This is a genomic window from Microbacterium sp. Gd 4-13, from assembly GCF_003095395.1.
In the GTDB taxonomy this organism is placed as follows: domain Bacteria; phylum Actinomycetota; class Actinomycetes; order Actinomycetales; family Microbacteriaceae; genus Microbacterium.
This window is the reverse complement of record NZ_QEIJ01000003.1, coordinates 346,063-361,139: the sequence shown is the minus strand read 5'-3', so window position 1 is coordinate 361,139 and position 15,077 is coordinate 346,063. Positions and strand designations below refer to the sequence as shown.

The following is a 15,077-nucleotide window of genomic DNA, read 5'->3' as shown; positions in this document are numbered from 1 at the left end:
CTAGAGCCTCGGGTCGTGCGTCTCGATCGAGACGATGCCCGCGCCGGGGTTGTCGACCGACAGATGCGCCACCGAGAAGGCCGCGGTGTCCAGCGTGGATGCGCTGCCGAGATAGGCGCCGGGGCGGGTGCCCGTGGCCGCCGCCAGCTCCGACAGGATGTCGGGGAGCACCGGTCCGTGGCTGCACAGCACGACGGGCTTGCGCGCGCGAACTCGCTCGACGACGACGGTGCGGGGGTCTGACACGCCGTCCGACCACGCCTGCTCGCTGATGAGGTCGGAGCGGTCGACGCGGCGTCCCAGAGCGGCCGAGAGCGGCATGACCGTGCGGATGCATCGTTCGGCGGGGCTGGAGACGATGCGCCGCACCCCGAACGCCAGGAGCGGTCCGACGATCGCGTTGGACTGGCGCCGACCGCGGGTGTTCAGCGGACGTGCCGCGTCGTCGCCGTCCCAGTCCTCCCTCGCCTTCGCCTTGGCGTGGCGCAGCACGACGAGGGGGAACGTGCGCAGCACGCCACCGTCGACGAGCGCGGTGAACGCGTCGAGGATCTCGATGTCGACGGGGTAGCTCAGCCGTGCGCGGGCCTTCTTGACGCTCATCCACTCGACGGCGGAGACCTCTTTGTTGGGAACGAACGATGTCGAGCGCACCGCCGCATCCGTCGCCTCGGTCGCCCAGTAGTGCACGATCTTCGTGCGGCCGTTGGGCATCGCGTAGCGCGAGACCCCCACGGGCGCTCCGAGAGCGACGCGCAGGCCCGTCTCTTCGCGGATCTCGCGCACGGCGGCCTCGGCGAGCGTCTCGCCCGGCTCGAGCTTGCCCTTGGGCAGCGTCAGGTCGCGGTACCGCGTGCGCGTGATCAGCAGCACGCGCAGCTTTCCGTCGACCACTCGCCACACCACACCGCCGGCGGCATAGACAGCGGTCTCGGTCATCGAACCGCCCGGGCCCGGCGCCGACGCTGCACGTTCACCATCGTCTTGTCCTGCATGTCCACGAGGGGTCGGCCGTCGGCGTCCACGCTCCGACGGATCCACTCGCCGTCGGCCCGAAGGTGCCACGAGCTGGTGCCGTCGCTCATGGCGAGGTCGAAGAGGGCGCTCAATTCGAGCAACTGCGCGGGATCGATGACGCGCACGAGCGCCTCGACGCGGCGGTCGAGGTTGCGGTGCATCATGTCGGCGCTGCCGATGTACACCTGCGGATCGCCGTCGTTCTCGAAGGCGAAGATGCGCGAGTGCTCGAGGTAGCGCCCCAGGATGCTGCGCACCGTGATGTTCTCACTGAGTCCGGGCACGCCCGGCTTGAGCGAGCAGATGCCCCGCACCCACACCTCGACCTTCACGCCGGCCTGGCTCGCGCGGTACAGCGCGTCGATGATCTGCTCGTCGACCATCGAGTTGACCTTGATCCGCACGCGCGCGGGCTTGCCCGCCTGGGCGTTGTCGCGCTCGCGCTCGATGAGGCGTACGAGCCCCTTGCGCAGGTGGAGGGGGGCCACCAGCAGGCGCTTGAACTTCTTCTCGATCGCGTAGCCGCTCAGCTCGTTGAACAGGCGCGTGAGGTCGCGGCCGACCTGGTCGTCGACGGTGAAGAGGCCGAAGTCCTCGTAGATGCGGCTGGTCTTGGGGTTGTAGTTGCCCGTGCCGACGTGGCTGTAGTGGCGCAGCACGCCCTCTTCCTCGCGGATGACGAGGGCGAGCTTGCAGTGGGTCTTGAGTCCCACGAGGCCGTAGACCACGTGGACGCCGGCCTTTTCGAGCTTGCGGGCCCAGACGATGTTGTTCGCCTCGTCGAAACGCGCCTTCACCTCGACGAGGGCGAGCACCTGCTTGCCGGCCTCGGCGGCGTCGATGAGCGCCTGCACGATCGGGCTGTCTCCCGACGTGCGGTACAGCGTCTGCTTGATGGCGAGCACGTGAGGGTCGCGTGCGGCCTGCTCGAGGAAGGCCTGCACGCTCGTTGCGAACGACTCGTACGGGTGGTGCACCAGCACGTCGGCCGATCGGATCGCGGAGAACAGGTCGGCGCGGCCGTTCTGCTCGCCCGGCTGGAAGGCCGCGGCGGTCTTGGGCACGTGGGGCGGGTAGTGCAGATCGGGCCGGTCGATCTTCGACAGGTCGAACAGGCCGCGCAGGTCGAGCGGGCCGGGGAGGCGGTAGACCTCCTGCTCGGTGATATCGAGCTCGGTGATGAGCAGATCGAGGGTGAGATCGTCCATATCGTCGGTGATCTCGAGGCGGATCGGCGGCCCGAACCGGCGCCGCAGCAGCTCGGCTTCGAGGGCCTGGATGAGGTTCTCTGTCTCATCCTCCTCGATCGTCATGTCTTCGTTGCGGGTGAGCCGGAAGGCGTGGTGGTCGAGCACCTCCATGCCGGGGAACAGGTGCCCCAGGTGGTTGGAGATGAGCTCTTCGAGCGGCAGGTAGCGCACCCGGTCGCTCGCCGCGACCTTGACGAAGCGGGGGAGCATCGGCGGCACCTTCAAGCGCGCGAACTCCTGACGACCGGTGCGGGCGTTGCGCACCCGGATGGCGAGGTTCAGCGACAGGCCCGAGATGTAGGGGAACGGGTGCGCGGGATCGACGGCGAGCGGCATGAGCACGGGGAAGACCTGCGTCTGGAAGTACTCGGTGAGCGTCTCGCGGTCGCCGTCCTCGAGCGAGTCCCAGGTGACGACGTCGATGCCCGAGTCGGACAGCGCCGGGCGCACCAGGTCGTTCCATGCCGCGGCATGGCGCAACTGCAGCGCGTGCGCGTCGGCCGAGATGTCGGCGAGCACCTCCTGCGGCGCGCGTCCGACGTTCGTCGGCACGGCGAGACCGGTGAGGATGCGGCGTGCGAGACCCGCGACGCGCACCATGAAGAACTCGTCGAGGTTGCTGGCGAAGATCGCCAGGAAGTTCGCCCGTTCCAGGGTGGGGAGCGTCGGGTCTTCGGCCAGCTCGAGAACGCGCTGATTGAAGGCCAGCCAGCTCAGCTCGCGGTCGAGGTAGCGATTCTCGGGAAGCTGGGCGTCGGCCGCCTCGACCGCTTCGTCGAAGTCGTCGTCATCCGCGTCGCCGAGACCTGAATCGAGCGCGTCGTCCTGGATCATTCCCTCATCATGGCAGGGCGAGGTGACACCCGCGTGAACGGGCCGACGGCTTTTCGAGCGCCTACGAGGCTCCCGGTGCTGCGGCGCCGGGAGGAACGTCGTCTTCGTACACGTTGAACCGGTAGCCGACGTTGCGCACCGTGCCGATGAGCTGCTCGAGATCGCCGAGCTTCGCGCGCAGGCGTCGCACGTGCACGTCGACCGTGCGGGTGCCGCCGAAGTAGTCGTAGCCCCAGACTTCGCTCAGCAGCTGCTCGCGCGTGAACACCCGGGAGGGGTGCGTGGCGAAGAAGTGCAGCAGCTGGAACTCCTTGTAGGTGAGGTCGAGCGGCTTGCCGTGCACCTTCGCCGAGTACGACGACTCGTCGATCGTGATGCCGGAGGTCTGGATGCGGCTGGAGACCTGCTCCTTCGCCATCCGACCGACGGCGAGCCGGATGCGCGCGTCGACCTCGGCGGGTCCGGCCGTCATCAGGATGACGTCGTCGACGCCCCAGTCGGTCGAGACCGCGGTGAGTCCGCCTTCGGTGACGACCAGCACGAGCGGGGCGTCGAGCCCCGTGGTGTTCAGGATCTTGCAGAGCGACTTCGCGCCGACGAGGTCGGCGCGGGCGTCGATGAACACCACATCGGCGCTGGGGGCGTTCACCAATTGCGCCGGTTCGGCAGGGATCTGCCGAACGCGATGACTGAGGAGTTCGAGCGCGGGCAGCACGGAGCTGCCGCCAGGGGCGGAACTCAGAACGAGAAGCTGTGCCAACAGGGACCTCCGCGTCGCGTTCCCCGCGACGTGCCCATCCTAGGGCGACTCGGGCGAACCGGTGTTCGCGGGTGCGCGCGGGCGCCGCGTAGGCGAGAATGTCGAAATGCCCGGTCCTGAACTCGCACCTCGCCGCACGGTCGGCGGGGTGATCGCCGTCTGGGTGGCCGCCGCCCTCGCCGGGATCGCGATCGGAATCTTCGTGCCCGCCGATGATCGAGCCGCCTGGCTCACCGTCGGACTCGCCGCAAGCCTCGTGCTGGCTTTCACCATCCAGCTGTCGTACGGCCGTTCGCAGCAGTTCGTCGAGCGGGTCGCCGCGAGCGTGCTCGGGGCACTCGTCGTGCTGGGCGTCATCAGCGCGGGCTTCGGGCTCGCCGCGATCGTTCCCGGATAGACTGCACGCATGGACCTCCTCGCGCTCGAACTGTTCTTCGTGGGCCTGCTGGGCTTGGCCTCGCTCGCCATCGCTTTCGTCTCGGTGGTCGTCGTGAAGAACCTGTACCGCGGTCAGCGCTGATAGAACGTGTTCGACCTTCCCACCGACCTCCCCGCAGACCTCGCGCCGCTCTCCTGGCTGGTCGGCGTCTGGGAGGGGACGGGCGTGCTCGACTACGAAGCATCCGGGCACACCTATGCCGGCGAGTTCGCCCACCGGGTGAGCTTCAGCCATGACGGCGGTTCGTACTTGAACTACTCGGCCAGTGCGTGGCTGCAGTCCGGCGACGCGACCACACCGCTCGTGTCCGAGATGGGCTACTGGCGTCTGAGCCGTCCCGCCACCGACGCCGACGCGGGGCCGGGTCTCCTTCCGGCACGCGAACCCGCCACGGCCCGCACCGTCGACGACGTCGAAGCGCTCCGCAACGCCGAGGGCGGGTTCGACATCGAGGTCTCGCTCGTGCACGCCGACGGGGTGCACGAGCTGTACCTCGGTCAGGTGCGCGGACCCCGCATCGATCTCTCGACCGACGCCGTGGTGCGTGCGGCCGGTGCGAAGGACTACGTCGCCGCCACCCGCATGTACGGGCTCGTCGATGCCCATCTGCTCTGGGCGTGGGACATCGCGGCCTTCGGCCAGGAGCTGCGCTCGCACGCCTCAGCGCGTCTGGCGCGGGTCGACTGATGGCCACCGACTACTCCGGCGTTGCGGGCGCCGTCGCCGACGAACGGGGCCTGCGTCACGTGGGCGGTCCGCTGGCCGAGCAGCGCGCGCTCGTCGCGGGCCGTGCCGTCGCCCCGCTGGGCGATCGCCGCGTGCTCACGGTCTCGGGCGAAGACAGGCTGAGCTGGCTCGACTCGCTGTCGTCGCAGTCGCTGACCCATCTGGCGCCCGGCGTCGGCACCGAGACCCTGATCCTCGACCCGCAGGGCCGGGTCGAGCACGCTGCATCCGTCGTCGACGACGGCGAGACGGCGTGGCTGCTCGTGGACGACTCGGATGCTGCGGCCCTGGCGACCTGGCTCACGAAGATGCGCTTCCGGCTGCGCGTCGAGGTGCGCGACCGCTCCGACGACCTGGCGATCGTGGGCGGCACCGCAGCGGCCGTCGCCGCCCTGGCCGCGGTCGGCCCGACGGGCACCCCCGTGCGCTGGCGCGACCCGTGGCCCGACGTCTCGCCGGGAGGCTGGGGCTATGCGGCCGTCGAGCCGCACCCCGGTGCCGACCGCGACTGGACCGAGGCCGTCGTCACCCTCGCCGAGCTCGACGAGATCGTCGCCTCGGCCGCGCGCGGCGAGATCGCCCTGGCCGGCCGTGACGCCGTCGATGCGCTCCGTGTCGCCGCCTGGCGGCCCCGAGTGAGCGCCGACGCCGACGAACGCGCCCTCCCGCACGAGCTCGACTGGATGCGCACCGCCGTCCACCTGTCGAAGGGCTGCTACCGCGGACAGGAGACCGTCGCCAAGGTGCACAACCTCGGGCATCCGCCGCGCCGTCTCGTCGCTCTCCAGCTCGACGGGAGCGACAGCGTGCTGCCCGCGCCGGGCGACATCGTTCGGGCGGGGGAGAACGAGGTCGGGGCGATCACGTCCGTCGCTCTCCACTACGAGGACGGCCCCATCGCCCTGGCGATCGTGAAGCGCTCGGCGCCCACCGACGTCGACCTCGTCGTCGAGACGAGCGACGGTCCGGTCTCGGCCGCCCAGGAGGTCGTCGTTCCGCGCGACGCGGGGGCCACGGCATCCGTTCCCCGTCTTCCTCGGCTGGGGCGGCGCGCCGCTTCGTCGTGAGCTCCGCGAACGAGCCCGCACCGACGACGGGAGTCGTCACGACGGGGTGGCGGTCGAGACTCGACCTTCGTCCTCGCCTGTTCCGGGTGCGCGACTCGGGAGCCGCGATCATCCAGATCGTGCTCGCCGCCACCGGGGCCTACACCTTCGCCCACCTCGTCCTGGGTCACGCGCTGCCGCTCGTCGCCGCGACCGTCACCGTGTCGAGTCTCGGGCTCGTGCGCGACGCACGACCGCGACGGGTCATCGAAACGGTCGCCGGGATGCTGGTGGGCATCCTCATCGCCGAGGTCATCGTGCTCGTCGCCGGCGGCGGCTGGTGGCAGATCGCGCTCGCGCTGGGCACGACCTTGATCGTCGCCCGGTTTCTCTCGGCGCAGCCCGGCTTCGCCATCGCGGCGGCCATTCAGGCGCTCATCGCTCTCACCGTCGGTGTGGGAGCGCCGCCGTTCCTGCGGCTACTCGACGGCATCGTCGGCGGGATCGCGGCGCTGCTCGTGACCGCCCTCGTGCCCCGCAGCGGGCGTCGGCCGGAGCTGCGCGACGCGGCCACCCTCTTCGCCGGGGTGGACAGTGCCATCTCCACGCTCGTGCAGGCGCTGCGACGGGGCGACCGGTTGCGCGCCGATCGCGGCCTCGAGAAGGCGCGCGCACTCCAGGCGGCGGTCGACCAGTGGCGCACATCGCTCGAGTCGGGGCTCGCGATCGCCCGCATCTCGCCCTTCCTGCACCGCGAGCGCTCGGAGCTTGCGCGACACGAACGCATGCGCCAGTCGATGGATCTCGCGACCCGCAACCTGCGGGTCGTCGCCCGCCGCATCTCGTATCTCGTCGACGACGGCCAGCCCCGGGAGGTCGCCGCCGATCTCCTCGCCGAACTCGGTCGCGCCGCGCGGCTCGTCGCCGACTCCCTCGACGACATCTCGGTGGAGCCCGCCGCCCGGGCGGTGATCGTCGGCATCGCCGCCCGGCTCGACCCCGCCGCGATGATGCCCGGGGCGGGCCTCGGCGACCACAACCTGATCGCGGCGCTCCGGCCGCTCGCGGTCGACCTCCTCACCGCGACCGGCATGCCGCCGGGGGATGCCCGGGCGATCATCCCGCGCATCTGACCCGGCGTGCGGCTCGCCGAGGCCGTCGCAGCGTTCAGCGGGGCGCGACCGCGTGCCAGGGCACGCCGACCTCGCCGAGGCGCCATCGCGAGCGCTCGAGCAGCGGCCATCCCGCGTCCGCGACGGCGGCGAGGGCCGTACGCCATCGCGAGACGGGGCCGAACGCCGACTGCGCGGCAGCGCGCTCCCATTCGCGGTCGAGCGCGGCGAGCAGGTCGTGCACGCGCTCGCCGGGCACGTTGCGGTGGATGAGGGCCTTGGGCAGCCGCTCGGCGGCGATCGACGGCTGCTGCAGCCCGGCCAGACGCAGTGACAGGGTCAGGCTCCGCGGTGCGGCGTCGTGGCCGACCTCGACCCAGGTCATCACGCGGCCGATCTCGTCGCACGTGCCCTCGACGAGCATCCCGCCGGGCGCGAGACGTGAGGCCATGCGTCCCCACGCGTCGGAGACGTCGCCTTCGTCGTACTGGCGCAGCACGTTCATCGCGCGGATGACGGCAGGACGCCGCCCGGCGGGCAGCGGAACCTCGAACCCGCCGCGCGCGAACGACACCCCACTGATGCCCGATGCGTCGAGCTGCGCCCGCGCTCGCGCCACGCGCTCCGGGTCGATCTCGAGGCCGCGAACCTCGACATCGGGGCGCACGCGGGCCAGTCGCTGCGTCAGCTCGAGCGTCGTCACCGCGCTGGCGCCGAAGCCGAGATCGACCACGAGCGGGTCATCGGTTCGTCGCAGCACCCGGTGCCGGGCGATCCATCGATCGACCCGCCGCAGCCGATTCGTACCGGTGGTGCCGCGGGTGATCTGACCGACCGGCGACGCCCCCACATCCCCAGTGTGCCAGGGCCGCTCTCGATAGGATGGCGGCATGACCGCGCCTTACACGCTGATCCTCCTCCGACACGGCCAGAGCGAGTGGAACAAGACCAACCAGTTCACCGGTTGGGTCGACGTCCGTCTCACCGAACAGGGCAAGACCGAGGCCGCCCGCGGCGGCGAACTGCTGGCCGAATCGGGGCTGCTGCCCGATGTGCTGCACACGTCGGTGCTCAGCCGCGCGATCCAGACCGCCAACATCGCGCTCGACGCGGCCGACCGGCTGTGGATCCCCGTGAAGCGGTCGTGGCGTCTCAACGAGCGCCACTACGGCGCCCTCCAGGGCAAGGACAAGGCCCAGACGCTCGAAGAGTTCGGACCCGAGCAGTTCAAGCTCTGGCGTCGCTCGTTCGACGTTCCGCCGCCGGCCCTCCCCGCCGACGACGAGTACAGCCAGGTCGGCGACCCCCGCTACGTCGGCATCGACGGCGAGGTGCCCCACACCGAATCGCTCAAGCTCGTCATCGACCGCATGCTCCCGTACTGGGAAGACGCGATCGTCCCCGACCTGCGCGCCGGCAAGACGGTGCTCGTCACCGCCCACGGTAATTCGCTGCGGGGCCTCGTCAAGAAGCTCGAGGGCATCAGCGACGACGACATCGCCGAGTTGAACATCCCCACCGGCATCCCGCTCGTCTACCGTCTCGACGAGAACCTCGAGCCCGTCGGCAAGGGCGAGTACCTCGACCCGGAGGCCGCCGCCGCCGGCGCCGCGGCCGTGGCCGCACAGGGCAAGGGCTGACCCGAGGCTGAAACGACGAAGAGCGGATGCTGCGCAGCATCCGCTCTTCGTCGTTCGAGCGTCGTCACATGGGGAGCGTCACCGAGTCGTCGGCGCCCGCCCAGTCGCCGGTGGCGAGGTAGACGACCCGCTTGGCGACGGAGACCGCGTGGTCGCCGAAGCGCTCGTGGTAGCGGCTGGCGAGGGTCGCGTCGACCGTTGCGGTGGCCTCGCCCGTCCAGCCTTCGCCGAGCACCTTCTCGAACACGCTGAGGTGCAGTTCGTCGATGGCGTCGTCGTCGTTGCGGATCTCTTCCGCGATGGAGAGGTCTTCGGTGCGCAGCAGCTCGGTGAGCTTCTTCGCGACCGTCACGTCGAGCTCGCCCATGCGGGTGAAGGTCGACTTGAGGCCCTTGGGGATGGCGCGCTCGGGGAAGCGCGAACGCGACAGCTGGGCGATGTGCTCGGCGAGGTCGCCCATGCGCTCGAGCGAAGCGCTCACGCGCAGCGCGGTGACCACGATGCGCAGATCACGGGCGACGGGCTGCTGGCGGGCGAGGATCTCGATGGCGAGCTCGTCGAGGGCCGCAGCCTTCTCGTCGATGATCGCGTCGGCCTCGATGACGGCTTCGGCGAGGCCGACGTCGCTCGTGGAGAACGATTGGGTGGCCTTCTCGATGGCGACCGTGACGAGTTCGGCGATCTCGACGAGTCGTGCTTGCACGTCCTCGAGGGACTGGTGGAATACTTCACGCATTGCGGCAACCTTCCTGATTCGCAGGCACGCCGGTGCATCCCGCTACCCAGGCGATTTTCCCCAGCCGAGGTTAACGAGCGGTGCCTTACGAGTGAACAGTATCGGGTGCGAACGGGGTACGACGGGGGCTGGGCGGGGGTTGACGTCTCGTGCCGTTTACTCTTGGCCTATGGATCAGACGCAGCTCACGCTGCTCGCCCTCCTCCTGGGAGCGGTGATCGGCGGCGGTGTGAGCGGGTTGATCTCCTACGCCTTCCGGATTCGGGATCGCGCCATCGCCCGCACGTCGGACGACGTGCCCTCGGGTGTGTCGGCGATCCTCGCCGCGATGGACGACGCCGCGATCGTCACCGACGCGTCATCTACCGTGCTGGCCGCGTCGGCGCCGGCCGAGGTCTTCGGCCTTCGCGTCGGCGAGGTCATCCCGAGCGACGAGGTGCGCACTCTCGCGCGTCTCTCGCGCGACTCGGGCGCGCCGGCGACCGAGAACCTGCGTCTGCAGCGCGGCGCCGCGCCGTCGGAACCGCGTCTGGTCGCCGCGCGGGCGACGGCCATCTCGCCACGGCTCACACTCGTGCTGATCCGCGACATCACCGAGCGCGAGCGCGTCGAGGAGATGCGCCGCGACTTCGTCGCCAACACCAGCCACGAGTTGAAGACCCCCGTCGGCGCGGTGACTCTGCTCGCCGAGGCGATCGAGATGGCCGCCGACGACCCCGACCAGGTGCGCATCTTCACCGCGCGCCTCAGCGCCGAGGCCTCGCGGCTCGGTGCCCTCACCTCGCGCATCATGAGCCTCTCGCGGCTGCAGGCGTCGGCCGAGCTGACGGAGGTGCGAGACGTCTCGATCGACGAGGTCGTCGCCTCGGCCGTCGATGCCCACACGCTGCAGGCGGATTCCGCGCAGGTCTCGATCGTCCGCGGCGGCACCCGCGGCCTGTACGTCCGCGGCGAGGCGCAGGTGCTGAGCGAGGCCGTCGGCAACCTCATCGCGAACGCCATCGCCTACTCGCCCCAGGGCTCGAGCGTCGGCGTCGGGGTGAAGGCGATCGACGGAGTGGTCGAGATCGCCGTGACCGACCGCGGCATCGGCATCCACGAGAGCGACCAGAACCGTGTGTTCGAACGGTTCTACCGCGCCGACCAGGCTCGTTCGCGCCGCACGGGTGGCACGGGCCTCGGCTTGTCGATCGTCAAGCACGCCGTGCAGCGTCACGGCGGTGAGGTGCGGCTCTGGTCGCGCCCCGGTCGCGGATCGACGTTCACCATCCGCCTGCCCCTGGCCGATGTGCCCGAGGATCGGGCGCCGCGCACCAAAGCCCGTCGCAAGCCCCGCAAGGCGGCCGTGACGAGCCGTTCCACACCCGTGAAGGGGGAAACAGCATGACCCGAGTGCTTATCGTGGAGGACGAGCCCGATCTCGCCGACCCGCTGGCCTATCTGCTGCGTCGGGAGGGGTACGAGGTCGAGATCGCCGAGGACGGCGCGATCGCGCTGTCCGCCTTCCGTGAGCGCGGTGCCGACATCGTGCTGCTCGACCTCATGCTCCCCGGCATGCCCGGCACGGAGGTGTGCCGTCAGCTCCGTCTCAGCACCACCGTGCCGATCATCATGCTCACCGCGAAGGACTCCGAGGTCGACATCGTGGTGGGGCTCGAGCTCGGCGCCGACGACTACGTCACCAAGCCTTACTCGGCTCGGGAGCTCCTCGCCCGCATGCGGGCTGTGCTCCGGCGCTATTCGCAGGTGGAGTCCGACCTCGACGACCGCGTGCTCACCGGCGGGCGTGTGACCCTCGACATCGACCGGCACACGGTGTCGGTCGAGAACAACGAGATCAGCATGCCGCTGAAGGAGTTCGAGCTCCTCGAGGTGCTCATGCGCAACGCGGGTCGCGTTCTCACGCGCGGCCAGCTCATCGACCGCGTCTGGGGCACCGACTACTTCGGCGACACCAAGACGCTCGACGTGCACATCAAGCGCATCCGATCGCGCATCGAGCAGAACCCCAGTGACCCGAACATGCTCGTCACGGTGCGGGGTCTCGGCTACCGCTTCGAGGGATGACAGAAGCCGCGCTCACCCGTCGGGGTGAGCGCGGCTGTCACGGCGTGATCAGGCCTCAGGGCTGGAAGTCGCCGTAGTAGTCGAGCTCGCCGTCGAGAACGGGCACCTGGTAGAGCACGCCCTCGGAATCGCCCGACTGGAAGTAGACCGGGATCGTCGATCCGGGGAGGCCGTCGATCGCGTCGAGGGCGAGCGGCGGCTCGTTCTCCGCCGAGTCGCCGAGGCTCACGGTCTCGCGGGCGCCGACGCGGACGGTCGCCGTCTGAGCGGTGGAACCTTCGCCGAGCTCGAGGCTCAGGGTCTGCGGTTCGTCGGTCTCGTTGACGATCGCGGCGATCATGTTGGCCGCGTCGCCGTCGGCGTCGCTGATGATGACGACGTTGCGCACCTTCAGCGGCCCGGAGTCGGGGATGTTCACCCCGTCACCGGGGGAGTAGGGCAGCTTCGTCGCCTGGGTGGAGACGAGGGCGCAGCCGCTCGTTCCCAGGAGGACGGCGGCACTCAGGGCGATAGACGCGATGAGGCGGGATTTCACGGTTCCTCCCAGCGGAGCAGACGGCATCTCATGCAGTCTACGCGGTCGCTCGACCCCCCGCGGGACCGCGTCGTCCGTGGCGTTCCCGGCTCCAGGGTGGAGAACCTTAGCGCAAACCTGCCTGTGGTATCCTGGACGTTGCCGAAAGGACATAACTACATGCTTTTTGAGGTTGGCGAGACGGTCGTTTACCCCCACCACGGGGCGGCCACGATCATCGAGGTCAAGGACCGGATCATTCGTGGCGAGTCCAAGAAATACCTGAAGCTCAACGTCACCCAGGGAGACCTGATCATCGAGGTGCCCGCCGAGAACGTCGACCTCGTCGGCGTCCGCGACGTCATCGGCAAAGAGGGCCTCGACCGCGTGTTCGACGTGCTCCGCGCCCCCTTCACCGAGGAGCCGACCAACTGGTCGCGTCGGTACAAGGCGAACCTCGAGAAGCTCGCTTCCGGTGACGTGATCAAGGTCAGCGAGGTCGTGCGCGACCTCTGGCGCCGCGACCAGGACCGCGGTCTGTCCGCGGGTGAGAAGCGGATGCTGGCGAAGGCGCGACAGATCCTCGTGTCGGAGCTCGCTCTGGCCGAGAAGACCGACGAGGAGCGAGCGGGTCTCGTTCTCGATGAGGTCCTCGCCTCCTAGAGGCAGATAGCGTGGCGGCGTGAGCATGCTGCCGGTTCCCCACGTCGCCATCATCGTCGTCGCCGCCGGGTCGGGTACCCGCCTCGGCGCGGGCGGACCGAAGGCGATGGTCGGAATCGACGAGTCGTCGATCCTCCGCCACGCGCTGGCCGGCGTCTTCCGCGCCGAGCCCGCGCAGGTGGTGATCGTCGCCCCCGCGACGCATCAGGGCGATGCCCTGACCGACGCCCTGGCGGCGGCGGGCGGCCGACGAGACCTCGTCACCGTCGTCGCCGGCGGATCCACGCGGCAGCAATCGGTCGCCGCGGGGCTGCGGGCACTCTGGCCCGACGTCGAATACGTGCTCGTCCACGACGCCGCGCGGGCGTTGGCGCCCGCGGCGCTGTTCGCCCGCGTGCTCGACGCGCTGCACGACGGTCTTCCCGCTGTGCTCCCCGCGCTTCCGGTCATCGACACCGTCAAGCGCGTCGCCGGGCCACGCGTACGAGAAGCGGTCGATCGTGCCGATCTCGTCGCGGCCCAGACGCCGCAGGGGTTCCGCCGCGACATCCTCGACACGGCCTATCGTCTGGCCGACCACGAGCACACCGACGATGCCGCTCTCGTGGCCGCCGCCGGCCACCCGATCGCGATCGTCGACGGCGATCCGCTGGCGTTCAAGATCACGACGCCCGCCGACCTCGATCGAGCCCGTCATCTCGTCGCGCCGGTGCCGCGGGCGCAGACGCTTCTCGATGCGCCGCAGGCGGCCCCGCGCGTGGGTCTCGGCACCGACGTGCACGGTTTCGGGGGTGACGGTGCTCTCTGGCTCGCGGGGGTGGAGTGGCCGGGCGAGCCGGCGCTGTCGGGGCACTCCGACGGCGACGCCGTGGCCCATGCGATCGTCGACGCCCTCTTGGGGGCGGCCGGCCTCGGCGACATCGGCACGCACTTCGGCACCGACCGCCCCGAGTACGTCGGTGCGCACGCCGACGTCTTCCTCTCGCGCACGGCGGCGCTGCTCGGGGAGGCGGGGTGGCGCATCGGCAACGTCTCGGTGCAGATGCAGGCGAACCGCCCCCGCTTCGCTCCGCGCCGCGCCGAGGCCGAAGCGGCCCTGTCCGCAGCGCTCGGCGGGGCTTCCGTCTCGGTCAGCGCGACGACGACCGACGGGCTTGGTTTCACGGGCCGCGGCGAAGGAGTCGCCGTCACGGCGGTCGCCCTCCTCCTCCCGGCGTAGATTCGCGCGGCACGTCAGAGCGCGCGCGACGAACGCCGAGAACGGGTCGTCGACGGCGCCCGCGGCGTAGCAGCATCCGTCCGACTCCGCGGCCGAGGAAAGCGTCGGCTCCGCGCGTCGATGTCAGCCCTCGACGGCGAACGGTGCCGGATCGCGGCGTGGCCGGGATCCGACGGCCAGGAGCACCAGGCCCGCGCCCAGGACGGCGAGTCCGCCGACCGCGAGCGGGGAGAGACGTTCGCCGAGCACCGCGACCCCGAGCACTCCCGCGGTCAGGGGTTCGGCGAGCGTGAGGGTCGCCGCCACCGACGCGGTGAGGCGGCCGAGTCCCCACGTGAAGAGCGTGTAGGCGACGGCGATCGTCGCGAGCCCCAGCCAGAGCGACATGGCGAGCCCGCCGGGCGCACCGAGCCACGACAGGTCGACGAACGGCAGCGCCGCGAAGGCCACGGCCGCCGACGTCGCGCCCATCGCGCCGGCGACGGTGAACGGATCCCATCCGCCGTCCATGAGCCGGCGCTGCGCGTTCGCGAACACCGCGAACGAGGCGCCCGCTCCGACCGAGCCGACGAAACCGAGCGGGTCGGCACCGGCGGCGCCGTCTGCGCCGCCGACGCCCAGTAACACGACGCCGACGAGGGCGAGGGTCGTCGCTGCCACCCAGACCACCGAGGGGCGACGCTTCGTGAGGGCCCACTCGATCAGTCCGGCGATCACGGGCGCCGAGCCGAGCGCCACCACGGTGCCCACCGCGACGCCGTTGCGCTCGGTGCCGAGGAAGAACAGCGGCTGGTAGACGGCCAGGCACACGCCGGTGACCGCCATGAGTGCGACGGCGCGCGGAGTCAGGCGCGGCGAAGCCGATGCGCGACGGCGCGACCGTGCGCCGAGCGACAGCCCGATCGCCGCCAGCGCCGTACCGCCGATGGCGAGCCGCATCGCCCCCACCGCGAGGGGCGTCGTATCGGCGGGACCGAGCGCTTGGGACGTGCCCGTCGTGCCGAAGAGAACGGCGGCGGCGACCACGGCGATCAGGGCGAGCATCCTCCAGTTC

General features: G+C 70.5%; 16 protein-coding genes. 9 read left to right on the top strand and 7 right to left on the bottom strand.

The window, feature by feature from the left end; translation table 11 throughout:
- The 3 genes from DEA06_RS08875 to DEA06_RS08865 form a co-directional block, all read right to left on the bottom strand.
- Window positions 1–939 carry an NUDIX hydrolase gene (locus DEA06_RS08875; RefSeq protein WP_116647611.1) on the bottom strand — a complete coding sequence of 313 codons (939 nt, stop codon included), beginning with the start codon at window positions 937–939 and terminating at the stop codon, window positions 1–3.
- The gene (locus tag DEA06_RS08870) at window positions 936–3,101 is read right to left on the bottom strand and encodes an RNA degradosome polyphosphate kinase (protein WP_116647610.1); all 2,166 of its coding nucleotides are present in this window, start codon (window positions 3,099–3,101) and stop codon (window positions 936–938) included. The genes DEA06_RS08875 and DEA06_RS08870 overlap by 4 nt, the downstream gene beginning before the upstream one ends.
- 61 nt (window positions 3,102–3,162) lie before the next feature.
- Window positions 3,163–3,861: a response regulator transcription factor gene (locus DEA06_RS08865; RefSeq protein ID WP_116647609.1), complete on the bottom strand. Its 699-nt coding sequence runs from the start codon at window positions 3,859–3,861 to the stop codon at window positions 3,163–3,165.
- Window positions 3,862–3,967: 106 nt separating this feature from the next.
- On the opposite strand from DEA06_RS08865, the gene DEA06_RS08860 reads away from it, so the two are divergent.
- From DEA06_RS08860 to DEA06_RS08845, 4 genes are all read left to right on the top strand, one after another.
- Entirely contained in the window at window positions 3,968–4,258 is a 291-nt protein-coding gene (locus DEA06_RS08860) for a hypothetical protein (RefSeq protein ID WP_116647608.1), read from the top strand.
- Window positions 4,259–4,387: 129 nt separating this feature from the next.
- The gene (locus tag DEA06_RS08855; RefSeq protein ID WP_116647607.1) at window positions 4,388–4,987 is read left to right on the top strand and encodes an FABP family protein; all 600 of its coding nucleotides are present in this window, start codon (window positions 4,388–4,390) and stop codon (window positions 4,985–4,987) included.
- Window positions 4,987–6,093 (top strand): folate-binding protein YgfZ, encoded by a 1,107-nt coding sequence (locus DEA06_RS08850; RefSeq protein ID WP_116647606.1) that lies wholly within the window; start codon window positions 4,987–4,989, stop codon window positions 6,091–6,093. Before DEA06_RS08855 ends, DEA06_RS08850 begins: the two co-directional genes overlap by 1 nt.
- The gene (locus DEA06_RS08845; RefSeq protein WP_205781246.1) at window positions 6,090–7,205 is read left to right on the top strand and encodes an FUSC family protein; all 1,116 of its coding nucleotides are present in this window, start codon (window positions 6,090–6,092) and stop codon (window positions 7,203–7,205) included. Before DEA06_RS08850 ends, DEA06_RS08845 begins: the two co-directional genes overlap by 4 nt.
- 34 nt (window positions 7,206–7,239) lie before the next feature.
- Here the strand turns inward: DEA06_RS08845 and DEA06_RS08840 are convergent, their stop codons facing one another.
- The gene (locus DEA06_RS08840) at window positions 7,240–8,076 is read right to left on the bottom strand and encodes a class I SAM-dependent methyltransferase (RefSeq protein ID WP_116647605.1); all 837 of its coding nucleotides are present in this window, start codon (window positions 8,074–8,076) and stop codon (window positions 7,240–7,242) included.
- Here DEA06_RS08840 and DEA06_RS08835 point away from each other — a divergent pair.
- On the top strand, window positions 8,075–8,824 hold the full coding sequence (locus DEA06_RS08835; protein ID WP_116647604.1) for a phosphoglyceromutase: 750 nt from the start codon (window positions 8,075–8,077) through the stop codon (window positions 8,822–8,824). The two genes, DEA06_RS08840 and DEA06_RS08835, sit on opposite strands and share 2 nt — an antisense overlap.
- A 64-nt stretch (window positions 8,825–8,888) precedes the next feature.
- Here DEA06_RS08835 and phoU read toward each other — a convergent pair whose 3' ends face one another.
- Entirely contained in the window at window positions 8,889–9,560 is a 672-nt protein-coding gene (phoU, locus tag DEA06_RS08830) for a phosphate signaling complex protein PhoU (protein WP_116647603.1), read from the bottom strand.
- Between the two features lie 169 nt (window positions 9,561–9,729).
- Here phoU and DEA06_RS08825 point away from each other — a divergent pair, with 169 nt between their 5' ends.
- Complete coding sequence (locus DEA06_RS08825) at window positions 9,730–10,947, top strand: ATP-binding protein (protein WP_116647602.1); 1,218 nt, start codon at window positions 9,730–9,732, stop codon at window positions 10,945–10,947.
- A complete protein-coding gene (locus DEA06_RS08820) occupies window positions 10,944–11,627 on the top strand; it encodes a response regulator transcription factor (RefSeq protein WP_116647601.1) in 684 nt (227 codons plus the stop codon). Before DEA06_RS08825 ends, DEA06_RS08820 begins: the two co-directional genes overlap by 4 nt.
- A gap of 55 nt (window positions 11,628–11,682) precedes the next feature.
- Here the strand turns inward: DEA06_RS08820 and DEA06_RS08815 are convergent, their stop codons facing one another.
- Window positions 11,683–12,189 carry a DNA modification methylase gene (locus tag DEA06_RS08815; RefSeq protein ID WP_240606877.1) on the bottom strand — a complete coding sequence of 169 codons (507 nt, stop codon included), beginning with the start codon at window positions 12,187–12,189 and terminating at the stop codon, window positions 11,683–11,685.
- Window positions 12,190–12,321: 132 nt separating this feature from the next.
- Here DEA06_RS08815 and DEA06_RS08810 point away from each other — a divergent pair, with 132 nt between their 5' ends.
- Together DEA06_RS08810 and ispD are read left to right on the top strand one after the other, a co-directional pair.
- On the top strand, window positions 12,322–12,804 hold the full coding sequence (locus DEA06_RS08810; protein ID WP_116647599.1) for a CarD family transcriptional regulator: 483 nt from the start codon (window positions 12,322–12,324) through the stop codon (window positions 12,802–12,804).
- Between the two features lie 19 nt (window positions 12,805–12,823).
- Window positions 12,824–14,023, top strand: coding sequence for a 2-C-methyl-D-erythritol 4-phosphate cytidylyltransferase (gene ispD / locus DEA06_RS08805; RefSeq protein WP_116647598.1), 1,200 nt, complete (start codon window positions 12,824–12,826; stop codon window positions 14,021–14,023).
- 123 nt (window positions 14,024–14,146) lie between these two features.
- Here ispD and DEA06_RS08800 read toward each other — a convergent pair whose 3' ends face one another.
- A complete protein-coding gene (locus tag DEA06_RS08800) occupies window positions 14,147–15,067 on the bottom strand; it encodes an EamA family transporter (protein ID WP_116647597.1) in 921 nt (306 codons plus the stop codon).
- Window positions 15,068–15,077: the final 10 nt, after the last annotated feature.